The following is a 23,133-nucleotide window of genomic DNA, read 5'->3' on the forward strand; positions in this document are numbered from 1 at the left end:
ACCACGTGGGCCGGAAGCAAGAGTGGGGAGGGCTGCGGAGGCGGGGCGGCAGTCAGCCTGCCGCTTCGAGCAGGTGCCCGGCCGGCGCGAGTCCGGCGTACCGGCCCTTGAAGAACAGCAGGGGCTCGGCGTCGCCCCGCGCGTGGAGGTGCCGCACGGCAGCCACCACAATGGTGTGGTCACCGCCGTCGTACTCTGCATGGAGGTCGCAGTCGATCCAGGCGAGCGCGTTCTCCAGGACCGGATTCCCCAGCGGCGAGGGGGTGTGGGCGACTTCCGCGAACCTGTCCGTTCCCGGGCGGGCAAACTGTCCGGCGAGGTGCTGGTGTTCCGCGGGGAGGATGTTGACGGTGAAGGAACCGGCCCTCCGCAGCACCGGCCACGTGCTCGATGTGCGTGCCGGGCTGAAGGTCACGAGCGCCGGTTCCAGCGACAGGGAGGCAAAGGACTGGCAGGTGAAACCCACGGGCCCTCCGGGGGTGGAACCGGTGACCACGGTCAGGCCGCTGGCGAATGTTCCGAAGATATCCCGAAGCCGGCGGGGAGCGAGATCTGAAGTGACTGTCATGGAGTGGCCCTCTCGTCTGGATCGTTACCTCACCAAACCACCAGCCGGCCGGGCCGCTCAAGCCGCCGGAAACACGCGGACGCGTACCGCAACGAAAGGTCACGGCCGTACATCCGGCGTCATCGGTTCCCGGCCGTTATGCCGGCTGCGCCCGCTGGTCCAGCGCGGCGAGCAGCCGGCGGACGGAGCCGCCGAGGTTCCAGTCGATGGCCAGCCGCTCAAGTTCGGCGCGCCGGTCACCCGTCACCGGCTGCAGCAGGGCGCCCGCCTGCTCAAGGGTGGGCAGCTCGAGGTCGCGCACCAGGCGGACGACGGCGGGAGCTGCTTCGAGGTACGCGGCAGCGGCGGAGAGTTTGGCCCGGACGGGACCGGACACGCCGCCGTCGTCGTCTTCCGCGGCAGCCAGCAGCCGTTCCAGGGTGCCGTACTTGAGCAGCAGGGATGCCGCCGTCTTCTCGCCGATCCCGGCCACGCCGGGCAAGCCGTCGGAGGCGTCGCCGCGCAGCGTGGCGTAATCGGCGTACTGCTGCGGGAGGACCTTGTACTTGGCCACGACGGTTTCTTCGGTGATGACTTCGAGGTTCTTCATGCCGCGGGCTGTGTAGATCACCCGGACCTTCCGGTCGTCGTCGCAGACCTGGAAAAGATCCCGGTCGCCCGTGACGACGTCCACGGGAAGGCCTGCCTGGCTGGCGTAGGTGCCCACGACGTCGTCGGCCTCGTGTTCCGCTCTTCCCACAATGGCGATGCCGGCCAGCTCCAGCACGCGGCGGATCATGGGCAGCTGCGCCTCCAGGCCCTCAGGCACCACTTCGACGTCGGTGCCGCCGGGTACCGACTGGGCCACCCGGTGGGCTTTGTAGGTGGGGATCAGGTCCACCCGCCACTGCGGGCGCCAATCATCGTCCCAGCAGGCCACAAGGTGGGTGGCCCCGTAGTCGGTACTGAGCCGGGCAATCATGTCCAGCAGTCCGCGGACGGCATTGACCGGCGTGCCGTCCGGGCGGCGGATAGTGTCCGGCAGGCCGTAGAAGGCGCGGAAGTACAAGGAGGCAGTGTCGAGCAGCATGAGGCGCTGGGGCATACCTCGATCCTCACACGGAAATGGCCACCCGGGCAGTAGCCGCGATCTCCGCCGTGGCGGCTGAAAGGACTGCGCGGGGATTCCCAGTCCCAGGAGGCCCCGGCCTGCCTGCTCGAACCGGACATGCTGCGTGCGGTTCAGCCGGACGTCGGGGCGCCAAGGGCCCCGGTCACGGTTGCCCGGTGCCGGGCGGGCCGGTGAGTACCGTGGGAACGTACTCCAGCAGCTGGAGCCTGCCGTCGAACGTCCTGCTCTGCACCATGTCCAGCCGGACGTCGGGATATCCATCGAAGATCCGCTCCCGCCCGGTGGCGCCGGTAATGACGGGGAAGACCACCAGCCGGAACCGGTCCACGAGGCCCGCCACCAGCAACGACCGTGCCAGGCTGATGCTGCCCAAGGTACTCAGGGGCCCCGTTCCCCTACGCTTCAGCTCGCGGACCGCATCAACCGCGTCCCCGGTTACCAGGGTCGAGTTCGGCCAGTCCAGGGGAGACTGCAGCGAGGAAGAGAACACGATTTTCGGTACTGCGGACAGCCCCGTGAGGCTGGCGCCCTCCTCCTCGGAAAAACCGGACCGGTTCGCCGCGGCCTGCGCAGACATGCCGTACATCAGCCGGTACGTATTCGCGCCCAGGAGGAAGGTGTAGTTGTTCGCCGATTCCTGGTCCAGCCAGGCAAGGTATTCGGGCCCCTCCAGTCCCCACCACCCGGGCCAGCCCTCTGCGGAGGCGTAACCGTCCAGCGAAATGATCAGGTCCACCATCAGGAGTGCCTGGGACGGTTCGGCAGGTGTGGCGCCCATGGCCGGCTCCTTGGACTGATCGGCGTTGATTTGGCGGCAATGCTATGCCCGCCAGGTCGGAGGTACAAGGGTCCGGCCCTTTCATCAGCCCTGCCGCAGGCGTAGCGTCTATTGCGCCGGAACCGTCGTAGCCGTCTAAGGAGCGGACATGGCTGGATGGAATGCAGACACAGCGGCGGGGCCTGTGGGCGCAGGGACCGTGACCCTGGTCGAGGGCTCATGTTTTTGTATCTCCGCAGCCAATGGTGATATCCACCCGGACCTGCCCCACGGCGTCTTCCATGAGGACACCCGCATCCTGTCGGGGTGGAGCATGACGGTGAACGGCCAGCCCCTTGAGCCGTTGGCGGCGGAGACGAAGGAACCCTACCGGGCACTGTTCATCGGCCGCGTTCCCCGGGCCGACGGGTATGCGGACAGCCCCTTGATCGTGGAGCGGCTGCGGGAAGTGGCGGCCGGAGTGGTTGAGGAGATTACGATCCGCAACTATTCCGGCAACCCCGTTGAATGCAGCATCTCCGTCGGCGTCGATTCGGACTTCGCCGATCTGTTCGAGGTGAAGGAGGCGAGGGTCCAGCGGCGGTGGGACGTCACCCGCGGAGCCGACGGCGATTCCCTGATTATCAGCGCGACCTGGCAGGACCTGCGGAAAGCTGTCCTGGTCAGGGGACGCGGCGCCGTCGCCTCCGCCGGCGCACTCACATACCGCGCCGTGGTTCCCGGATACGGCCAGTGGAGCACGCGGTTGAGCGTGGCACCGGCAGGGCAGCACAACGTTACGCGCCCCGCCGGGCACGGGGTGTCACCGAGTGACCGGAGGCACCAGGAATGGGTGGCCAAAATCCCCAGGCTGCAGATGGCGAACCGGTCCATTGAACGCGCGCTGCGGCGCAGCTATGACGACCTCGGCGCGCTCCGGATCGAGGACCCTGAGCATCCGGAACGGATAGTGGTGGCGGCCGGTGCCCCATGGTTCATGACCCTGTTCGGGCGTGATTCGCTGTGGGCTTCGGAGATGGCCCTGCCCGTGGACCCGTCCCTGGCCTTGGGCACCCTGCAGACGCTGGCGGACCGGCAGGGCAAGGTAGTGGACCCGATGAGCGAGGAGGAACCCGGGAAGATCCTGCACGAAGTCCGGTTGGGCGTGTCCTCCGGGCTGGCGCTTGGCGGCAAATCCATCTACTACGGCAGCGTGGACGCCACCCCGCAGTTTGTGATGACCCTGGCATCGGTCAGCCGCTGGGGGTTCGGAAAGGACGCCATAGCCGCCCTCCTGCCCAACGCCGACCGGGCCCTGGACTGGGTCAGGACCTACGGCGACAAGGACGGCGACGGGTTCGTTGAGTACCAGCGCCTCAACGACCAGGGCCTTATCAACCAGGGGTGGAAGGACTCCTGGGACGGGATCAATTTCGCGGACGGAACCATTGCCGAGCCGCCCATCGCGCTTTGCGAGGTGCAGGCTCTGGTCTACTCAGCGTTGCTGTCCCGGGCATGGATGGCGTACGACGCCGGGGACGCGCCGTTGGCTGCCCGGCTCACCGCCGAGGCGGCGCAGTTGAAGAAAAGGTTCAATGAGGAATTCTGGCTGCCGGAACGTGGCTACTTCGCCGTTGCCCTGGACGGCCGCAAGCGGCCGGTTGATGCCTGCGCCTCGAATATGGGGCAGTGCCTCTGGCACGGCATCGTTGACGATGACAAGGTGCCGCTGGTGGCTGAACGGCTGATGTCGCCGGAGATGTTCAGTGGCTGGGGTGTCCGGACCCTGGCCTCAAATATGGGGGCCTACAACCCGGCCAGCTACCACAACGGTTCAGTCTGGCCGCATGACAATGCCATTATTGCGGCCGGACTGATGCGGTACGGATTCGTCGAGGAGGCGCAGAGAATCGCCACCGCCCTGCTCGAAGCCGCGGATTTTTCCGGCGGCCGGCTGCCGGAGTTGTTCTGTGGCTTCAGCCGCGAGCAGGTGGCCGAGCCGGTGCCCTACCCCACGGCCTGCTCCCCTCAGGCCTGGGCGGCCACCGCGCCGATCATGCTGATCACCTGCCTGATGCGGTACGACGCCCACGTCTCCCGTGGTGGTTTTTGGATGGATCCGGCGCTGCCCCAGTCCTACGGGAACCTGCACATCACCAACGCTCCACTGGCCGGCGGCCGGATCACCATCGACATCAGAGACGGCGAACCTGCGGTGCAGGGCTTGCCGGAGGGCCTGACGTTCCACCGCGAACACCGGCCCTGGCTGACCGAGCTCATCTCGCAGGCCGGACTGGACGCCAAAAGCTAAACATCCCAGTCGCCGTCGGCGTAGGCGCTGCGGACGTGGGCGCGCAGGTACTCCCCCACCACGGCAGCTCCAAGGCCGCCCACTTCGGGCGCCACAACCCGGCCGTCCACGCGCTGGGCCATCCGCTGGATAAACCGCTCCAGGCCGGGGTCGTTGCCCAGGCGGAAAAAGGTGGCCTGGACGCCGGCGCGGCCAAGGCGGTCCAGTTCGGCAACCGTGGCGCGGATGGTCTCCGCGTCCGGCGGCCAGTTGAACCAGGAGTCCCCGTCGGGCAGGAGGTGCGCCGTGGGTTCGCCGTCCGTGACCACCAGCAGGACGGGCTGCATGGACGGGTGCCGGCGGAAGAAGCGGCCGGCCAGCAGCAGGCCGTGGTGCAGGTTGGTTCCCTGTTCGCGGAGGGCGGGCAGCGCCGTGAGTTCTCCGATGTCCATGGCCTGCGCATAGCGGCCGAAGGTGATCAGCTCCAGCCGGTCACCGCGGAAGCGGGTGGACACCAGGTGGTGCAGTGCGAGCGCGGTCCGCTTCATGGGAACCCATCGTCCTTCTGCAGCCATGGAGAAGGACACGTCCACCAAAAGGGCCACGGCGGCCTGCGTGCGGGCCTCCGTTTCCGATACTTCGATGTCGCCGACGGCGAGGCGCAGTCCCCGGGCCGGGTCACCGCCGTCGGCCATGGTGCGCCGGATGGCGTTGGTCACGGTGCGGGTGACGTCCCACGGCTCGGCGTCCCCGAACTCCCACTGCCGGCTCGAGCCCGTCTGTTCTCCTGCGGCCCCGGCCATCCTGGTGTCCCTGCTTCCCTGCCGGCCGGACAACTGCCTGGCAGCATCACGGAGCAGGGACTTCCCAAGCCGCCGCATGGCCTGCGGGGACAGCCTGAGGTCGCCGTCGGCGCCACGCCGCAGGTAGCCGCCGTCCTGCATGGCCCGCTCGATCTCCGCGAGGGTACGCGCACTTACGGCCGCGTTTTCGCCAAGCTGGCGGGTGAGCGCGTCCAGGTCCAGGTCATCAAGGCGGGAGCCGTTGTAGGACTGGGAGAGCTGTTCGGACAGTTCGTCGAGTTCGGCGATGTCCTGCAACACCCCGGTGCCGTCCCCCAGTCCCAGGCCTTCCTGCCCTTCAAACCGTTCCGAGCCTGTCCAGTCCTCCCCCGGGCGGAGGGCCTGGAGGGTGGCGTCGAGTTCGCTGAGCTGGGCCATCAGTTCGGGCGAGCCGAAGGCCTGGGCGGAGAGCCGCATCAGCTCACCGCGCTGCTCCGGGGACATCGACTGCAGGAGCCGCTGGGCGGCGGCGGCGCGCTGGGCGAGGGCGTCCACCAGCTCCTCCACCGACTCCGGGTTCTCCGGAAAGAACTGGCCGTGTTTGGCCATGAAGTCCTGGAAGTCGGCGTCGGTGTCCTCCCCGCGCCGGTGCTTGCCCAGTAGTTCGTTCAGGTCCCGGAGCATGTCATTCACTGCCTGCCGGTCCTCATCGGTGGCGCTCTCCAGCGCCTGCTTCATGCCGGCGAAGCGCTGCTCAAGGACTTCCCGGCCCAGCAGGTCCTTGATGTGTTCGTAGGCCTCACGTGCTGCGCTCGATTGCCAATCGTAGGACGCCAGCTCATTGACCGCCGCAGCCGTGGAGGGTGGGAGGTTCTGCAGCTGCATCTCCCGGAAGGCACGGTCGGTGTTGTCCATCATGGCGTCCCGCGCCAGTTGCTTGCGCTCCTCCAGCACCGCGGTGTCCAGGAGCTTCTTTACTTCGTCCAGGGTGCCGTCCAGCCGGTGCCGGCTGAGCAGGTCGCGGCGCCGCTGCTGGACGCGCCGGGCAAGGTCATCCAGGCCGTCCCGGTTCCGGCCGCCGCGCCGCAGGAATTCCTGCAGGGCGTGGCGGGGCGAGTAGCCGGCCATGACGTCTTCGGCGACGGCGTCAAGCGCCTCGGCCAGGTCAACCGGCGGGGCGAGCGGGTCCGGGCCGCCGGTATACCGGCCGTACTTGGCGGACCGCTTGTGGATGGCCATGGTGCCTCCTGAGCCTAGCCGTAGATGGTTTCCTCGTCGTCGGATTCCTTGGAGATCCGGCGGCCCAGGTACAGCCCTTCAAGGGCCAGTTCGACGGCGGCGGCGAGCTGTCCGTCATTCGCCGCACCCAGGCGCCGCCCGATTTCGTCGTACAGCCCCGAGCCGTTCAGCGACGGGAGGTTGCCCAGGAACTCCTGCGCCGTGACCTGTTCACCCGTGGTGACGGTCCGGTGCCCATCCAGGGCGGCCACGAGCGGACCCATGTCCAGGCCCTGGAAGTGCGCGCGGACAGCTTCCGCAGTGGCGGTGCGCAGGAGGTGGTCAAGGACACCCTGCTCCCGCCCCTCCTCGCCGGATTCGAACTCGATCTTGCCCGTCAGCACCTCCACTGCGGGCTCCAGGTCGATGATGCGGGCCACCGCCTGCTCCTCCCCCCGCAGGCTGGCCCGCCGCAGTGCCGCCGCGGCCACCGTCTCCGCCCCGGCGATGGCGAACCGGGCCGAAACGCCGGACGTCTGGTTGATGGCGGGCGACTCCCGCAGCGCCCGGGTATACCTTGCCAGGATCTCGAGGATGAACGGGGGGACGTCCGCAACGAGCCGGCCCTCCTGCCGGATGACCGCTACTTCGTCTTCCAGTTCGATGGGGTAGTGGGTCCGGATCTCCGCACCGAAGCGGTCTTTCAGCGGGGTGATGATGCGCCCGCGGTTGGTGTAGTCCTCCGGGTTTGCTGATGCCACCACCAGCACGTCGAGCGGGAGCCGCAGCACGTAGCCGCGGATCTGGATGTCCCGTTCCTCCATGACGTTGAGCATGGCCACCTGGATGCGTTCAGCCAGGTCCGGGAGCTCGTTGATGGCGATGATGCCGCGGTTGGAGCGTGGGATCAGCCCGTAGTGGATGGTTTCCGGGTCCCCCAGGCGGCGTCCCTCGGCCACCCGCATCGGATCCACGTCACCAATCAGGTCAGCGACCGACGTGTCCGGGGTGGCGAGCTTCTCCACGTAGCGCTCCGAACGGTGCCGCCAGGCCACCCGCAGCCGGTCCCCCTCCGTCAGTGCCCGGGCACGGGACTGTTCGGTGATCGGGTCAAAGGGATGCTCGTTCAGCTCCGAATCCTCGATCACCGGCGACCACTCGTCCAGCAGTCCGGCCAGGGTGCGGAGCAGACGGGTCTTGCCTTGCCCGCGCTCACCCAGCAGGACAACGTCATGGCCGGCGAGCAGGGCCCGCTCGAGCTGCGGAATCACCGTCCGGCTGAAGCCGTACAGGCCCGGCCAGGGGTCACGTCCGGCAGCAAGGGCGGCCAGGAGGTTGTCGCGGATTTCGTGCCTCAGGTCCTTGTGGACGTATCCTGCCGCACGCAGTTCACCAACGGTGTAGATATCGGGGCGATCAGTCACTCCTCTACGGTAATCCCCGCCTTGCGGCTAATCGATAGATTCCTCCAGATTCCTGTGGGACCCCGCGCCTCGCAGGCTCGGCACGGGGCCCCTCGCGGCTACCGCTTGCCGCTCCCCGCGCCTCGCAGGCTCGGCACGGGGCCCCATGCGGCTACGCTTAGACCCAATGACACAGAGCACATTAATCCTCCTGGTGCGGCACGGCGAGACCCCCACCACCGGCACCGTCCTGCCGGGGCGGGCCCCGGGCCTGCATCTTTCCGGGCGCGGCCGCACGCAGGCTGAAGCTGTTGCCGAACGCCTTGCGGGCCTGCCTGTCGACGCGCTCTATTCGTCACCCCTGGAGCGGGCACGGGAGACAGCGGAGCCCACGGCCGCCCGCACCGGCCGGACCGTCATGGAAGAAGCCGGGCTTTTGGAATGCGATTTCGGTGACTGGACCGGTGCCGCGCTCGCCGGGCTTGCGGGCCTGCCGGAGTGGCAGACTGTCCAGCACAACCCGTCGGCGTTCCGCTTCCCCAACGGCGAGGGCTTTTCCGGAATGCAGGCGCGGATGGTTGGGACGCTGGAGGATCTTCGGACCGCCCACCGTGGTGGCGTCGTGGTCTGTTTCTCCCATGCCGATCCCATTAAGGCGGCCGTGGCACACGCGCTGGGCACCCACCTGGACCTTTTCCAGCGGATCGTGATCAGCCCGGCGTCGGTCTCGGTGATCTCCTATGCGGACGGCCAGGCGCCGGCGGTGCTCACGGTGAATTCGATGTCGGAGCCCCTGAGCGGGCTGAGGGCGCCGTGATGCCATCCGGTCCGGCAGGGAACGACTGGCCGCGGGACGCGGCGGCACGGGGCATGCGGTGTCCGGGCGGGAGCTGACCCTCCTCACTGAGGGCCGCGTGGAACTGCTGGGCCGCATCATGAGCGGCAGCAATGCCACGTTCCTCGCGGAGCTTTCCTGCGGTGACGATTCCGCCTGGGCCGTCTACAAGCCGGAGGCTGGAGAGCGGCCGCTGGCGGATTTCGACGCCGGCCTGTACCGCCGGGAGCGCGCCGCGTACCTGCTGAGCGAAGCGCTGGGCTGGGGAATGGTGCCGCCCACGGTGGTCCGCACGGATGCCCCGCTTGGAGTGGGGTCGCTGCAGTGGTTCATCGAGGGCGACCACGAGGAACACTACTTCACCCTGTACGCGGACTCCCCGGAAACCCACGACGAACTGGCCCGGATGGCCCTGTTCGACTACGTGGCCAACAACACGGACCGCAAAAGCGGGCATGTCCTGCGCGGAGCGGACGGCCGCATCTGGGGCATTGACCACGGTCTGTGCTTTTCCGCTGCCTTCAAGCTGCGCACGGTGATCTGGGACTTTGCCGGCGAGCCGATCCCGGACAACCTGCTGGCGGACATCAGTCCCCTGGCGGACACTGTTCCGGCTGACGTGGCAGCGCTGCTCCATCCCGCCGAGGTGGTTGCCCTGCAACGCAGGGTCCAGCGGATGCTGCAGGAGATGGTGCTGCCCGTTGACCACACCGGCCGGCGCTATCCCTGGCCGCTGATCTAGGCGCCCCAGGTCCAGGTGTCTTGGATTCAGTCGCCCCAGGTCCGGGTGTTTTAGGTTCAGGCGGCGGGCCTGCGCGGGTCCTGGCGCCCTTCCAGCGCGGCCGCGGCCGCCGGCGCCGCCTGCTCAAGATACGCGCCGATGTGGTCCAGCAGGTAGTGCTGCCCAAGCACTGTGGGATGGTCGCCGTCCGGGCCAATCAGGTCATCAAAGTCATCGCTGATCCACCCCTCGGCGATCGGGTCCACGTACTCACCGCCCGCCCGCGCAGTGGCAGTCCTGAGTTGGTCGCTGATATCCAGGAGCCCGGGGTCAGGGTCCGTGGTGTACGACGGCGGCCCCACCACAATGATCCTGGCGTCCGGGGCAAGGGCTTCTGCCCTGTCCATGGCGGCGAGGGCCGCGTCGCCGACGTCGGCAGAGGCGTAGCCGAGGTCGTTTTCCGAGCCGAAGAAAACCACGATCCCGGTGTCAGGGGTGACGTAATCATCCACCTGCGTGCCGAAGGTTCCGTTGTAGTCGCCCAGGCTGAGGTAGCCGCTTCCATCCTCGGCTGCGTTGACCACCTCAAGGCCCGCCACCTCCGGGTCCGTCCGCATCAACGCCGGCCACGCCTGCTGCGGCGACGTGCCGTGACCGGTGCTCAGGGAGTCCCCCACCACCACAACGCGGACGGGGGGCGCCGCCGTGGCCGGGGGCTGGGTCCGGGCTGCACTTCCCGACGTCACGGCCAGGAGGAGGGCAGCCACACCGGCAGTCACCAGCCGGCCGGGATGCCCGTGCAGCAGCGCACTGTCCTGCATGGCACCTCCTCCTGCCTGGATTTCCGGGTGGCCGGGGAATTGCCCGCCGGCCGTTTTTTCTTCTTGTCCGTGTCCCATCGTAGGCAATTGTGGGAATACTTTAGGGCCAAGGTGACCAGGATCAACAGGATGCACAGCGACTGCACAGGAACCTTTAGGGCATTAGGTACCCTGGTGGCCGCCGTCCGGGGTCAGGCCGGGCGGCGCCGACCAGGCTGCACTGCAGCCGCGGGCTACGCTGTATCCGTGCAGCGGCAGGCAACCGGGTGGAATCCCGCAACCAAAATTTCCGAGCAGGCGCCCGGCGTCTACTTCGCCGAAGGGCCGGCCTCCAACTGGATCGTGGTGCGGGACCCTTCCGGGTTCATCCTCATCGACAGCGGCTACCCCGGTGACCGCAGCAACGTCCTTGCCTCGATCCGCCATCTGGGCCTGGAACCGGCCAACGCCCTTGCCCTGCTGGTCACGCATGGACATGTGGACCACACGGGCACTGCCGCCTTCTTTTCCGAAACATTCGGAACCCCGGTCCTGTGCGCCCCCGGGGAGCTGGCCCACGTCCAGGGTAAGGAGAAGCACCAGGTCACCTTCGGCCAGGTCATCCGCCGGGCCTGGAAGCCGCGCATCTTCCGCTGGATGGTGCACGTCATCAGGGCGGGTGCCCTGGGTGCCAAGCCAGTGCCGGCGGCCGAAGCGTGGGACGCTGACAGGCTCCGGGCCCTGCCTGGCCGGCCCGTTGCCGTACCAGTGCCCGGCCATACGCCAGGCAATGCAGCCATCCACCTGCCGGGGGCGGGTGCCATCGCCGTGGGCGACTGCTTCGTCAGCGGCCACCCGATCAGCCGGACTTCCGGACCGCAGATGCTGCACCCGATGTACCACGCAGATCCGGCCGCAGCCGAAGCCGCCCTGCAGAACCTGGCCGGGTTGGAATCCCCGGTTGTCCTTCCGGGCCACGGACCTGCCCTGCGCGCCCCGCTGGCGGAAGCGCTGGCGGTTCTCGGGTACCGCGGCTAGAACTTCCCGTACCGCGCCCTCGCCATCGAGTACACGCCGTAGCAGATGAGGCCCGCGGCGATGGCGGCGAGGAGGATCCCGCCGTAGGGCTGTGCGCCCAGGGTCTTCAAGCCGCCGTCGAGGCCGGAGGATTTGGACGGATCGGCGGTTACTGCCGCCACGATGACCAGGACACCCACGACGGCGAGCACCACACCCTTGGCTGCATAACCGATGATGCCAAGCCATTCCACGGCGGTCCGCGCGTTGCCCGGGTCCTGCAGGTCCTCCATGAACTTCCTGGAAACGCCCCGGTAGGCGTAAAGGACGCCGCCTGCAATGACCGCCAGGCCCAGCACCACCAGAAGAACCACCCCGGCGGGCGCTCCCATCAGCTTTGCGGTGAAATCGCTGGCCGACTGGCTGGAGTTCTTGCTGCCCCCGGCGGCAAAGACGCCGAAGGTAAAGGCAAGGAAAGCGAAAATCACAGCTTTCCCCGCAGCACCGGCAGCTTTCTTCAGTTTCTTCTTTGAGTCGGGCTCCGTGCGCGCCCCAAAAGCAGCCTCACTGAGCATCCAGAGGGCAAGCGCCGCACAGGCAACAGCGCCGGCCCAGAGCAGGATCCCGCCCCCCGGCTTGGATGCCAGGCTTCCCAGTGCCCCGGACTGGTCAGCTTCTCCACCCTGGCCCCTGGTCAACTGCAAGGCAATGGCACCGATCAGGATATGAAGCAGGCCGATGAAGACATATCCGGTACGGGCCAGAACGCGTACCGCCGGGCTGCGGCCCGCCGAGGCCGCCCCGGATACTGCCCTGTTAGCTCCCTGCGACGCGTTGCCCATGGCCGGCCCTTCCAGATATGTAGTTGATCTCCTGCTCCGCGGCCGGCTTTCCTTGCCTGCGCCGCGGAATGCTTCAGTGTAAATCCGTCCGCGCCGTCCCGACAGATCCCCGAAAGTTCCGGCCACGCACCGTTGGCTACTACAGTCGAAGCGGTGCATGCCAAACAGAACGCTGATGAACTGACCGAGCTGAACATCCCCGGCCCCACCGCGGATCACGCCGAAAACGGCTTCGTCCGCGTGCGCGGCGCCCGCGAAAACAACCTGCGGAACGTCAGCGTCGATGTGCCGCGGGATGCGGTCGTGGCGTTCACCGGGGTTTCCGGTTCCGGCAAGTCGTCCCTGGCCTTCGGCACCATCTACGCGGAGGCGCAGCGCCGGTTCTTCGAATCGGTGGCGCCCTACGCCCGCCGCCTCATCCAGCAGGGCCACAACCCCAAGGTGGACCTGATCACCGGGTTGCCGCCCGCCGTCGCACTCCAACAGCGCCGGGGAACGGCGACGTCCCGGTCCACCGTGGGGACCGTCACCACGCTGTCCAATTCACTGCGCATGCTGTTCTCCCGTGCAGGCAGCTACCCGGAGGGCGCAGCGCCGCTGGACTCGGACGCCTTCTCCCCCAACACCGCAGCAGGCGCCTGCCCGCAGTGCCACGGCCTGGGCACCGCCCACACCGTCAGCGAGGCATCCCTGGTTCCGGACACGTCCCTGAGCATCCGCGACGGCGCCATTGCGGCCTGGCCCGGCGCGTGGCAGGGCAAGAACCTCCGCGACATCCTCACCCACCTGGGCTACGACGTGGACATCCCCTGGCGGCAACTGCCCAAAAAAGACCGCGACTGGATCCTCTTCACCGAGGAACAGCCCGTGGTGGAAGTGACGCCGCAGCGCGACCGGGTGGCCAAACCGTACAAGGGCCGCTTCTGGAGCGCCAGGAGCTACGTCATGCACACCCTGCTCGACTCCAAAAGCCCCGCCATGCGGGAAAAGGTGCTGCGCTTCATGGAAACCGGGCCCTGCCCGCAATGCAGTGGAACCGGGCTCAGGCCCGAGGCCCTCGCAGTGACGTTCGCAGGGCAGACCATCGCCGGGCTCAGCGCCGTGCCCATGACCGAACTCGCGGACATCATCCGCCCCACCACCAGGCTGGCCACCGCGGGAACCGCGTCCCGCAAGCAGTCCTCAGAGTCCAATGAGGTGGCTGTGGCCATCACCCGCGACCTGCTCCAGCGCATCAACGTGCTGCTGGAGCTGGGCCTGGGGTACCTGGCGCTGGGGCGGGCCACGCCCACGCTCTCGCCGGGGGAAATGCAGCGCCTCAGGATCGCCACCCAGCTCAGGTCGGGGCTGTTCGGCGTGATCTACGTGCTGGATGAGCCGTCGGCAGGTCTGCACCCGGCGGATGCCGAACCCCTCCTGGCGGTCCTGGACCAGCTCAAGTCATCGGGAAACTCGGTGTTCGTGGTGGAACACAACATGGACATGGTCCGCCGGGCTGACTGGCTTGTGGATGTTGGGCCCAGGGCCGGGGAGGACGGCGGAGAGGTACTGTACAGCGGGCCCGTGCAGGGCCTCGATGAGGTGCCGGAGTCGGTGACGCGTCCGTTCCTTTTCCCGGGCGGAACAGGTGCGAAAGAACCAGGGGCGGCCGCTGACGGCGCGGGCAGGGATGCCCTGCGGGAACCCTCCGGCTGGCTGGAACTGCGGGGCGTCAGCCGCCACAACCTGCGGGACCTGGACGCCGCCTTTCCGCTCGGCGTCCTGACAGCGGTCACGGGCGTCTCGGGCTCCGGGAAATCCACGCTGGTCAGCCGGGTCCTCGCCGACGTTGCCGGCGCAGCACTTCGCGGCACCGGTGAAGCCGGTACCGCGGCACCCGCCGGGGAGCCGGAGGACGACGTCGAGGAACAGGGCGGACCGTTGACCGTGGGGCACGTCTCCGGGCTGGAACGGATCGACCGCCTGGTGAAGGTGGACCAGAAACCGATCGGGCGCACGCCGCGGTCCAACCTGGCCACCTACACGGGGCTGTTCGATGCCGTCCGCAAGGAATTCGCCGCCACCGATGCCGCCAGGAGCCGGGGGTTCGGCCCGGGACGCTTTTCCTTCAATGTGGCCGGTGGACGGTGCGAGACCTGCCAGGGCGAAGGCTTCGTGGCCGTGGAGCTGCTGTTCCTTCCCGGCAGTTACGGCCCGTGCCCTGAATGCGGGGGCACCCGATACAACCCCGAGACCCTCGAGGTCACCTACCAGGGCAGGAACATCGCGGAAGTACTGGGCATGACGGTCAACGCCGCGGCCGGTTTCCTGGCCGCGGTTCCCGCGGCCGCACGGTCCCTGCAGACCCTGCAGGAAGTGGGCCTGGGCTACCTCCGGCTGGGCCAGCCCGCCACCGAACTTTCCGGCGGCGAGGCGCAGCGGATCAAGCTGGCCACCGAACTGCAGCGGGCCCGGCGCGGGCACACCCTGTACCTCCTGGACGAACCCACCACGGGGCTGCACCCTGCCGACGTCCAGCTCCTGATGGCGCAGTTGAACCGCCTGGTCGATGCCGGGAACACGGTCATCGTTGTGGAACACGCCATGGACGTGGTGGCCGACGCGGACTGGGTCATGGACCTGGGACCCGCTGGTGGCGACGCCGGCGGTACGATCGTCGCCGCCGGTGACCCGGCCGCCGTCGCCCGTTCCCGCAGCAGCCGCACGGCCCCTTACCTCGCGGCGGCACTGCAGGCGGCATCCGCCGGCAAGGGCCGCCCGGGGCGGGCGCACCTTGCCCCCGGGCGCCCGGGGGCGTAGGACAGAGGAATGCGTACCCGACGGGCGGTGCCCGCCCACGACGTCCTTCGCGGCCGCGTGGCGGTGGTGACTGGCTCGTCGCGCGGGCTGGGGTTTGAAATGGCCCGGGTCCTGGGCCTGCACGGCGCGGCGGTGGTGCTGGCAGCCAGGTCGGACGACGGCGTCGCTGCCGCCATCCAGCGCCTGCGCGCTGAAGGGATCGCGGCGTCCGGCAGGCGCTGCGACACCGCCGAGCCGGGAGACGTTGCGGCGCTCCGGGACGAGGCCCTGGCCCGGGGGACGTTGGATATCTGGGTCAACAACGCCGGCACCTCGGGGGTTTTCGGACCCACGGCGTCGACGCCCATCGATGACTTCACGCGGGTGGTGCGCACCAACATCCTGGGTACGTTCCACGGCTCCAGGGTTGCTTTGCCTGTGTTCCTGGGCCAGGGCCATGGCGACCTGGTCAACCTGTACGGCCAGGGCGACCGGGGTCCGGTGGCGCTGCAGAACGCCTACGCGTCAAGCAAGCGGTGGGTCCGCCAGTTCACGGAGACCCTGCGGCTGGAAACCAAAGGCACCGGTGTCCGGGTGCACGGCATGAACCCCGGACTGGTGGAGACCGACCTCCTGGGGCGTGTGACGGCGCAGGCAGGGTACGGGCAGCGCCTCACCGGCCTGCAGGTGGTGGTCGGCCTGTGGGGGCAGGCCCCGCGTGAGGCGGCGCGGCCCATCCTGGACCTCGTGACCTCAGATGCCGCGGAATTCCGGTTCCTGACCCGGCGGCGGATGGTCACGCACAGCCTGCGCAACGTGCTGGGCGGCCGCCTGCGGCGGGCAAACAGGATGCCGTTGGACATCACGGTGGTGGAGCCGGCGGACCCGCCCCGGTCCGGCGGTGGAGAAAGCCCGTGACCCGGTCCGGGAACTCGACGGGATCCACCGCAGGGCCCTTTGGCGCGCGGCGGCCGGCCTCCGTCAGGAGGCGCAGGCCCTCATCCACCGCCGCTTTCGATGCCCTCAAGGAAGCCGCTGAGGCTCCCTTCCACGGGTCGAGGACCGCAGCGAGCGCAGCGTCTGCGTTGTCGTCCGGGGCCAGGGTGGTGACCAGCCCCATGTCCCACGCCTGGCGCGCCGTCAGCATGCGGCCCGTGTAGAGAAGGTCCTTGGCCCGGGACGGACCTACCCGTAGTGCCAAACGGGCGGCGAAGGTGGGCGGAACCAGCAAGCCCAGGCGTGCCACAGGCATCCCCATCCGTGCTGTGGGGGTCAGGAGCTGCAGGTCGCAGGCAAGGGCAAGCTGGCAGCCCCCGCCGGCCGCAACCCCTTCGACCACCGCCAGGGTTGGGACGGGCAAGTCCTCGAGCGCCTGCAGGGCGGCTTCCAACACGTCAAAGGTCCGGCCAACGTCCGTGCCCGACGTCCCGTCCCATTCGCGGATGTCGGAGCCGGCGCAAAACACTCCACCGCGGCCGCGCACCACGACGGCGCGCAGGGTCGGGTCGGAGGCCAGGCCGTGCACTGCGCACCGCAAATCCTCCCAGTCCCGCTCCCCCAGGGCATTGAGCCTCCCACCGCTGCCGAAGGAGATCGTGGCAATGGACTCCGCCCCGTCAACACTGACCGTGGCCATCAGGAGCCTGCCTCCCCCGGGGTTTGTATGCCTCCTGTGCCAGGCTCAGTCATGTGCCCCTCCCGCGGGGTGAAAGAACCAGGCCACTGCGACGCGCGGATCCGCGGCAAGTGACGGACGGGGCCAAGCATGCCCCATTCGTCCCCGCCCAGCCGTGACAGCGGATCAAGCCCGGCCACGTCCGGATGGTCACCGCTGAGCACCTGGGATGAGACGGACGCGTGCACCACCAGGCCGAACACCAGGACGCAGTCACCCATGCGCAGGGTCTGGTGAAGCGAGCATTCCAGAACGGCCGGAGACTCCTTGACCCTGGGCGGCCGGACCGCCGCGCTGGGCTCACGGGCCAGGCCGGCGGCGTCGAATTCGCTCACATCTGCGCTGAAGTTGGTCCCGGTGGCGTTGACCTCCTGGATCAACGCTGCCGGGGCGAGGTTCACCACGAACTCCCCGGTTGCCTCGATGTTCCGCAGCGAATCCTTCTCGCCCACCGAGGTGAACTGAATGATCGGGGGGTCCACTGAGGCAACCGTGAAGAACGAATGGGGCGCCAGGTTGTCCACCCCTGCCGGGGAGGTGCTCGAAACCCAGGCGATGGGCCGCGGAACCACTACTGACGTAAGGAATTTGTAGAAGTCCCGCGGACCCAGTTGTTTCGGATCGAAGTCTGTTCGCATCCGGTCCTACGGGCTTCCTGGCGTGGCGGCGGCCGCGGCATCCTTGGCCAGGGCTCCCTTGGCCCTGGGAAGGAAGATGAGGGCGGCCATGGCGATCACGCAGCAGAGGATGATGTACAGCGAGATCGACGTCGAGTTCCCATAGGTCGCCAGCAGGGCGGCGGCAATGAGGGGCGCGGGACCACCGGCGACGACGCTGGCGAGCTGGTACCCCAGGCCGGCGCCCGTGTAGCGGATGTCAGTGTCAAAACTTTCGGCGATCAAGGCAGCCTGCGGGCCGTACTGGATGTCATGCAGGATCAGGCTGACCACGACGGCAACACCAACCCACAGGGCGTCCCTGGTGTTGAGCAACCCAAAATAGGGGAAAGCGAACAGCGCTGTCAGCACGATGCCGGTTCCGTACACGCGGCGCCGGCCGAAACGGTCTGACAGGCGCCCGAAGAGGGGAACACTGATCAGCCCGAGTGCGGCCGCGATCAGTGTGTCATCAAGGATGGAATTGCTGTCCAGCTTCAGCTGCTTGGTGGCGTAGGTGATCACGAACGTAATGAACAGGTAGAACGGGGCCTGCTCCGACGTGCGCACCAGGGCGGAGAGGAGGATTTCCCTGGGCTGCCGCCGGATCACCTCGATGATCGGGGCACGCACCACCTTGTTCGACTTCCGGACTGCGTCGAACTCCGGGCTCTCGATGACGCGGAGCCGGACGAACAGGCCCACGCCGATCAGGATGATGCTCAGGATGAACGGGATCCGCCAGCCGTAGGCAGCGAATCCGTCAGTGCCGGTGGCGGCGGTGGTGATCCTGACGACGCCGGTGGACAGGACCAGGCCCAGCGGCACCCCGATCTGCGGCCAGGAAGCGGACAGGCCGCGGCGGTTCTGGTCGCCCCATTCCATGCTCAGCAGGACAGAACCGCCCCATTCACCGCCCACGCCGATGCCCTGGATGATGCGGAGGACTACCAGCAGGACCGGCGCGGCCACTCCGATGCTTTGGTAGGTCGGAAGGCAGCCAATCAGCACCGTTCCGAACGCCATCAGGAACAGCGTGGCCATGAGTGTTGTCTTGCGGCCGATCCGGTCACCGAAATGGCCGAATATGGCGGCGCCGATTGGCCTGGCCACAAAGCCGACGAACTGGGTGCCGAAGGCGGCCAGCACACCGGCAAAGGCCACCTGGCCCGGGAAGAACAGCTGGGGAAACACCAGTGCGGCGGCAGTCCCGTAGAGGAAGAAGTCGTACCACTCGATGGTGGTACCCACCACGCTTGCCACGGTGGCGCGCCTGACGGCCTGCTCCCGGGTCACTCCTTGAATACTCATCATCACTCCATTGGTCAGATGTAGTAGAACGCCCGGCTTGAATGCACAACAAGGAAAGGAATAGTGAAACCAGGCGCTGGACCCGCATTGCGGTTCGTCTTCCCATCGTGCGAGCAGTAGTTGCCCATGTCAACGGCTTCCCGGCCGCCGGCGGCGGATGCCAGGTGCCGCCGTCGTACGCCTCATTCCGTTGCCGCAGGCAAATATCGTCACGGCTCTGGACTCTTGGGCGGGGCCCAATCAGACTGTCTACAACAGCCGGCCAGGTGCACCGGAATTGACGGCACTTTCATTGGTCGGGTCATTGGACGGCTGCATTTATTGGGGTTTTTACCGTGATGCCGTTTTGCGGCGTCGAAAGGACCTGGCCATGCCGGACTTTGCACCGTTCTTTCCACTTATCGCCATTATTCTCGGAGTGCTGTTTGCCGTTGGTTTCATTTGGGTGGCCACGAAGCTGATGTGGAAGGTGGCTGAGCCAAACGAGGCCCTGATCATTTCCGGGCTGACCCGGGGAACCCTGGAAACCCGGGAAGGAATGGATTTCAAAATCGTCACGGGCAAGGGCGCCCTGGTCCTTCCCGGCCTCCAGACCGTGCGGCCCCTGTCGCTGACCCTGAATGAAACTGAACTCAAGGTTTCCTGCGTTACCTCACAGGGCATCCAGGTCATCGTGGAGGGCGTCGTCATTTACAAAATTGGGGACGCACCGCCCTTTATCGCCAATGCCGCCCGCCGCTTCCTGGGCCAGCAACCAAAGATGGAAAGCCAGGTGTACAACGTCTTCGAAGGCCACCTGCGTTCCATCATCGGCAGCATGACCGTCGAGGAGATCATCCGCGAGCGGGACAAACTCGCCTCGCAGGTCCGCAGCGCCAGCGGCGTGGAAATGGAGAAACTGGGCCTTGTGGTGGACTCGCTGCAGATCAAGGACCTGCAGGACCCCACCGGCTATATCCAGAACATCGCCAAGCCGCATATCGCGCAGGTGAAGATGGAAGCCCGGATCGCCGAGGCCACCCGTAACCGGGAGGCGGCGGAAAAGGAGGCGGAGGCGGCGGCCCTGATCGCGGATGCGCAAAGCGTCTCAGCCATCCGGCAGTCGGTGGCCCAGGCCAACGCCGAGCGTGCCCGGGCGAATGCCGCCCAGGCCGGCCCGCTGGCCGAAGCCACGGCCCGGCAGCAGGTGGTGGTGCAGGAAACGGAAGTTGCCAAGCTTGAGGCGGACCGGGAAGAGCAGAAGCTGCAGACCAGCATCCGGAAACCTGCGGACGCGAAAGCCTACGCCAAACGCACCGATGCAGAGGGCCAGAAGGCGGCGGACATCAGCGCCGCCGAGGCCCTGGCACGCCGCACCGAGCTTGAGGCCCAGGCCAACGCCCGCCGCACCGAACTCCAGGCGCAGGCCAACGCCACCGCGGCGGCCGCCGCGGCTGGAGCCACCAAGGTCACCGGCGAGGCCGAAGCCGCAGCGACCAGGGCGAAAGGCGACGCCGCAGCGTCAGCGATCAAGGCCAAGGCGCTCGCGGAGGCAGACGGCATCAAGGCCCGCGCGGAAGCGCTGGGTACCAACCAGGACGCGGTCATCTCCCAGCAGCTTGCCGAGAACATGCCGGCCATCATTGCCGCAGCGGCCGAGCCGTTCTCGCATGTTGGCCAAATGACCGTCCTGAACGGCGGCGAGGGCGTCAACAAGATGCTGGGCGGAATCCTGGCGCAGGCTGGCGACTACCTCCCGGCCCTCGCATCGGCGCTTCGGAAGGGTGAAGACACCAAGCGCCAGGCCAAGGCGCCGGGCGCGTAGGGATTCTGGGCACGCCATGGTGCGCAGGGACATCGACCGGAGCCTGACCGGGAAAATCGGCCGGGTAACCGGGCGCATCGGCCCGGGCACCATCGGCGAAGTCATGCTGCCCTACCTTGGCGGCACCATGGCCTTCCACGCCCACCCTTTTGACAAGAAAAGCGATTATCCGGTGGGCGCTGAAGTGTTGGTGATCTATTTCGACCCGCCGCAAACGGTGTACGTGGAGGAGCTGCCGGACGTGTTGAAGCACGCCCGGTGAAGCCCGGCGGCTTCCTCTCCCGGATGGGCTACCTGCCGCCCTCCATTTTGCGGCTGCGCTGCTCCTGGGCCATGGGGCCGTAGGGATACACCCCTGTCTCGGGCCGGCTGGCCTCGGTGAGCCGGCTGACCTCGTCCGCGCTGAGGCTCAGGTTGCCGGCCGCCAGGTTGTCAGCGAGCTGTTCCGTGGACCGGGCACCCAGGATCACCGACGTTACGGCCGGCCGGTCCGCCAGCCAGGCCAGGGCAACCTGGGAGGGGCTGACGCCATGGGAGGCCGCGATGCCTTCCACGGCTTCGATCACCGTCCATGTGCGCGGATTGTCGTTGCGCGCCTTCCAGGCTTCCATGCCGCGTTCGGGATTCTCCCCCAGGCGGGTTGCCCCGGAGGGACTCTGGTCACGCCTGTACTTGCCCGACAACCATCCGCCGCCCAGGGGCGACCACGGCAGCAGGCCGATCCCGGCGTCAAGCGCGGCCGGCACGATCTCGAACTCGATGTCCCTGACCAGGAGGCTGTATTGCGGCTGCAGGCTGACGGGCGGGTGCCATCCCTGGCTGCGGGCAATATGGACAGCCTTGGTGAGTTGCCAGCCCAGGAAGTTCGAGAAGCCGTAATAGCCGATCTTGCCGCGGGTCACGGCATCTTCCAGGAACCGGAGGGTTTCCTCCACGGGCGTGATGGGATCCCATGCGTGCATCTGGTAGAGGTCGATCTGCTCCACGCCCAGGCGGCGGAGGGAATCGTCCAGTGCGCGCGTCAGGTGCCGCCGGGATGTTCCGACGTCGTTCGGTGCCGTCCCCATGGGAAAACGCCCCTTGGTGGCAACCACCGCTGTGTCCCCGCAGGCCGGGACGCCGGGCCAGCCAGCGGCCGATGATTTCTTCGGACACGCCCGAGCTGTAGACGTCGGCGGTGTCGATGAAGTTGCCGCCCGCTTCGAAGTAGCTGTCCAGGATGTCATGGGATGTTTCCTCGGTCGCTTCCGCGCCGAAGGTCATGGTGCCCAGCGCGAAGCTGGTGACGACGGCGCCGCTGTGGCCCAGGGTCCGGTGCTGCATGGTGTGTCCTCGCGTTCAGTTGCGGTCGGTGGGATGGTTGCGTGCGGCCGCGTCCGTGGTGGTGGTGCGGATCCGGTACAGGCTGGTGGTTGCGGTCAGGTAGAGGTCCTGCCCGTCGGGTCCGCCAAAGCACAGGTTGGAGACGGTCTCCGGCACGGTGATGGTGCCCAGGAGTTCGAAGGACGGTGAGTAGATCCGCACGGAGGGGCCGGCCGAGGTCCAGATCCGTCCCTCGACGTCCACCCGCAGCCCGTCGGCCGGGTGGCCGTCCTCCAACTCGAGAGTGCCGGTCCTGGCGCTGCAGTGGCCGTCACGCACGGCGTAGGTGGCGATCCGCAGCGGGACCCCGTAGGCGCTGCCGGCGGTGTCCGCGACGTAGAGGACAGATTCGTCCGGCGAGAAAGCCAGTCCGTTGGGATGCACGAGGTCGGTCACCACGGGGGTCAGCGTTCCGGAGGCCGGGTCGAAGCGGAACACATGGCAGCCCCCATATTCCTGCTCTCCCTCATGGCCTTCTTTTGTTCCCGGAAGGATGCCGTAGGGCGGGTCCGTGAACCAGATGCCGGCGTCGCGGGCAATCACCACGTCGTTGGGCGAATTCAGCCGGCGGCCCTGGAAGGAGTCAACCAGGCCGGTGACGGTCCCGTCCCGGTCGCGCTCCACCCGGCGCCGGCCGTGGCTGCACTGCACAACGCTGCCGTCGGCGTCGAGGGTACGGCCATTGGTGAACTCAACGCCGGTCGCGTATTCCTGTGTCACCCCGGTGTCCGGGTGGAACTCGAGAATGCGGTCGTTGGGGATATCGCTCCACCGCACCGTCTGCGACGACGGCACCCACAATGGCCCCTCCGCCCACACCGTACCGGTGTACAGGCGCTCCAGCACGCCGGCCGTCAGTCCGTTACCCATGAGAAAGCCCCTTCGCCGTCCAGGTTGTTGCCGTGCCCGCCTACGCCAGGTGCACGGCGTTCCATTCGAGCAGCTTAGGGTCCGCGAGACCTTCCGTCACGAAGGGGTCACCGGCAATGAAACGTTCGGCCTCCCCGTACGACGTGAAGATGCCCATCGAGCTCAGGCCGGGCTCCGGAGACTGGAAGGGGCCAAGGGCGAGCAGTCCTCCCCCGGCGGCCCGGAAAGCCTCGTAGTACGCCTTGTGGCGGGGATAGACGTCCATGACGGTGGATCTGTCCACGCCCTCGCGCAAGCTGTAGATCACGACACATTCCATGGGCCTGAACTTAC

At 67.6% G+C, this 23,133-nt stretch carries 20 protein-coding genes and 1 pseudogene; 8 read left to right on the forward strand and 13 right to left on the reverse strand.

The features are described 5' to 3' along the window. Positions 1–52 precede the first annotated feature (52 nt). The 3 genes from MRBLMD1_RS11350 to MRBLMD1_RS11360 all read right to left on the reverse strand — a co-directional run bounded on the left by MRBLMD1_RS11350 (position 53) and on the right by MRBLMD1_RS11360 (position 2,457). Positions 53–568 (reverse strand): flavin reductase family protein, encoded by a 516-nt coding sequence (locus MRBLMD1_RS11350; RefSeq protein ID WP_364399529.1) that lies wholly within the window; start codon positions 566–568, stop codon positions 53–55. Between the two features lie 136 nt (positions 569–704). Further along, positions 705–1,652 (reverse strand): 5'-3' exonuclease, encoded by a 948-nt coding sequence (locus MRBLMD1_RS11355; protein WP_364399531.1) that lies wholly within the window; start codon positions 1,650–1,652, stop codon positions 705–707. A gap of 169 nt (positions 1,653–1,821) precedes the next feature. Beyond that, the gene (locus tag MRBLMD1_RS11360; RefSeq protein WP_364399533.1) at positions 1,822–2,457 is read right to left on the reverse strand and encodes a dihydrofolate reductase family protein; all 636 of its coding nucleotides are present in this window, start codon (positions 2,455–2,457) and stop codon (positions 1,822–1,824) included. Between the two features lie 148 nt (positions 2,458–2,605). Here MRBLMD1_RS11360 and MRBLMD1_RS11365 point away from each other — a divergent pair, with 148 nt between their 5' ends. Then, positions 2,606–4,747, forward strand: a complete 2,142-nt coding sequence (locus MRBLMD1_RS11365) for a glycogen debranching N-terminal domain-containing protein (RefSeq protein ID WP_364399535.1) — start codon at positions 2,606–2,608, stop codon at positions 4,745–4,747. On the opposite strand, the gene MRBLMD1_RS11370 is transcribed toward MRBLMD1_RS11365, so the two are convergent. Beyond that, entirely contained in the window at positions 4,744–6,747 is a 2,004-nt protein-coding gene (locus tag MRBLMD1_RS11370; RefSeq protein WP_364399537.1) for a vWA domain-containing protein, read from the reverse strand. The two genes, MRBLMD1_RS11365 and MRBLMD1_RS11370, sit on opposite strands and share 4 nt — an antisense overlap. Before the next feature lie 14 nt (positions 6,748–6,761). Next, entirely contained in the window at positions 6,762–8,150 is a 1,389-nt protein-coding gene (locus MRBLMD1_RS11375) for a sigma 54-interacting transcriptional regulator (protein ID WP_159632099.1), read from the reverse strand. 166 nt (positions 8,151–8,316) lie between these two features. Here MRBLMD1_RS11375 and MRBLMD1_RS11380 point away from each other — a divergent pair, with 166 nt between their 5' ends. Then, entirely contained in the window at positions 8,317–8,946 is a 630-nt protein-coding gene (locus MRBLMD1_RS11380; protein ID WP_159632100.1) for an MSMEG_4193 family putative phosphomutase, read from the forward strand. Between the two features lie 58 nt (positions 8,947–9,004). Continuing rightward, entirely contained in the window at positions 9,005–9,706 is a 702-nt protein-coding gene (locus MRBLMD1_RS11385; protein WP_159632101.1) for an SCO1664 family protein, read from the forward strand. Positions 9,707–9,762: 56 nt separating this feature from the next. Here MRBLMD1_RS11385 and MRBLMD1_RS11390 read toward each other — a convergent pair whose 3' ends face one another. Next, positions 9,763–10,506, reverse strand: a complete 744-nt coding sequence (locus MRBLMD1_RS11390; protein WP_159632102.1) for an SGNH/GDSL hydrolase family protein — start codon at positions 10,504–10,506, stop codon at positions 9,763–9,765. Positions 10,507–10,752: 246 nt separating this feature from the next. Here MRBLMD1_RS11390 and MRBLMD1_RS11395 point away from each other — a divergent pair, with 246 nt between their 5' ends. After that, on the forward strand, positions 10,753–11,523 hold the full coding sequence (locus tag MRBLMD1_RS11395; RefSeq protein WP_364399540.1) for an MBL fold metallo-hydrolase: 771 nt from the start codon (positions 10,753–10,755) through the stop codon (positions 11,521–11,523). Here MRBLMD1_RS11395 and MRBLMD1_RS11400 read toward each other — a convergent pair. Then, the gene (locus tag MRBLMD1_RS11400) at positions 11,520–12,344 is read right to left on the reverse strand and encodes a DUF1206 domain-containing protein (protein WP_275180044.1); all 825 of its coding nucleotides are present in this window, start codon (positions 12,342–12,344) and stop codon (positions 11,520–11,522) included. The two genes, MRBLMD1_RS11395 and MRBLMD1_RS11400, sit on opposite strands and share 4 nt — an antisense overlap. Before the next feature lie 180 nt (positions 12,345–12,524). Between MRBLMD1_RS11400 and MRBLMD1_RS11405 the strand changes: the two genes are divergently transcribed. Together MRBLMD1_RS11405 and MRBLMD1_RS11410 are read left to right on the forward strand one after the other, a co-directional pair. Continuing rightward, positions 12,525–15,143 (forward strand): excinuclease ABC subunit UvrA, encoded by a 2,619-nt coding sequence (locus MRBLMD1_RS11405; protein WP_364400419.1) that lies wholly within the window; start codon positions 12,525–12,527, stop codon positions 15,141–15,143. A gap of 9 nt (positions 15,144–15,152) precedes the next feature. Further along, positions 15,153–16,040 carry an SDR family NAD(P)-dependent oxidoreductase gene (locus MRBLMD1_RS11410; RefSeq protein WP_364399542.1) on the forward strand — a complete coding sequence of 296 codons (888 nt, stop codon included), beginning with the start codon at positions 15,153–15,155 and terminating at the stop codon, positions 16,038–16,040. On the opposite strand, the gene MRBLMD1_RS11415 is transcribed toward MRBLMD1_RS11410, so the two are convergent. The 3 genes from MRBLMD1_RS11415 to MRBLMD1_RS11425 are packed head-to-tail and all read right to left on the reverse strand — an operon-like array spanning position 15,985 to position 18,764. Then, on the reverse strand, positions 15,985–16,758 hold the full coding sequence (locus tag MRBLMD1_RS11415) for an enoyl-CoA hydratase/isomerase family protein (protein WP_224026008.1): 774 nt from the start codon (positions 16,756–16,758) through the stop codon (positions 15,985–15,987). The genes MRBLMD1_RS11410 and MRBLMD1_RS11415 overlap by 56 nt on opposite strands. After that, positions 16,758–17,435 carry a flavin reductase family protein gene (locus MRBLMD1_RS11420; protein ID WP_159632108.1) on the reverse strand — a complete coding sequence of 226 codons (678 nt, stop codon included), beginning with the start codon at positions 17,433–17,435 and terminating at the stop codon, positions 16,758–16,760. The genes MRBLMD1_RS11415 and MRBLMD1_RS11420 overlap by 1 nt, the downstream gene beginning before the upstream one ends. Before the next feature lie 6 nt (positions 17,436–17,441). Further along, a complete protein-coding gene (locus MRBLMD1_RS11425) occupies positions 17,442–18,764 on the reverse strand; it encodes an MFS transporter (protein WP_159632109.1) in 1,323 nt (440 codons plus the stop codon). Positions 18,765–19,134: 370 nt separating this feature from the next. On the opposite strand from MRBLMD1_RS11425, the gene MRBLMD1_RS11430 reads away from it, so the two are divergent. Both MRBLMD1_RS11430 and MRBLMD1_RS11435 read left to right on the forward strand, forming a co-directional pair. Then, positions 19,135–20,568, forward strand: a complete 1,434-nt coding sequence (locus MRBLMD1_RS11430; RefSeq protein WP_263422191.1) for a flotillin family protein — start codon at positions 19,135–19,137, stop codon at positions 20,566–20,568. Between the two features lie 19 nt (positions 20,569–20,587). Then, a complete protein-coding gene (locus tag MRBLMD1_RS11435; RefSeq protein WP_159635537.1) occupies positions 20,588–20,830 on the forward strand; it encodes a hypothetical protein in 243 nt (80 codons plus the stop codon). Positions 20,831–20,858: 28 nt separating this feature from the next. Here the strand turns inward: MRBLMD1_RS11435 and MRBLMD1_RS11440 are convergent. The 3 genes and pseudogenes from MRBLMD1_RS11440 to MRBLMD1_RS11450 all read right to left on the reverse strand — a co-directional run bounded on the left by MRBLMD1_RS11440 (position 20,859) and on the right by MRBLMD1_RS11450 (position 23,107). Continuing rightward, positions 20,859–21,891, reverse strand: a pseudogene (locus MRBLMD1_RS11440) (aldo/keto reductase). Between the two features lie 15 nt (positions 21,892–21,906). Continuing rightward, the gene (locus tag MRBLMD1_RS11445) at positions 21,907–22,800 is read right to left on the reverse strand and encodes an SMP-30/gluconolactonase/LRE family protein (RefSeq protein ID WP_364399545.1); all 894 of its coding nucleotides are present in this window, start codon (positions 22,798–22,800) and stop codon (positions 21,907–21,909) included. Between the two features lie 40 nt (positions 22,801–22,840). Continuing rightward, the gene (locus MRBLMD1_RS11450) at positions 22,841–23,107 is read right to left on the reverse strand and encodes a hypothetical protein (RefSeq protein ID WP_364399547.1); all 267 of its coding nucleotides are present in this window, start codon (positions 23,105–23,107) and stop codon (positions 22,841–22,843) included. Between the last annotated feature and the right edge of the window lie 26 nt (positions 23,108–23,133).

Origin of the sequence: Pseudarthrobacter sp. LMD1-1-1.1, from assembly GCF_040676255.1 — a bacterium.
Classification (GTDB): Bacteria; Actinomycetota; Actinomycetes; order Actinomycetales; family Micrococcaceae; genus Arthrobacter.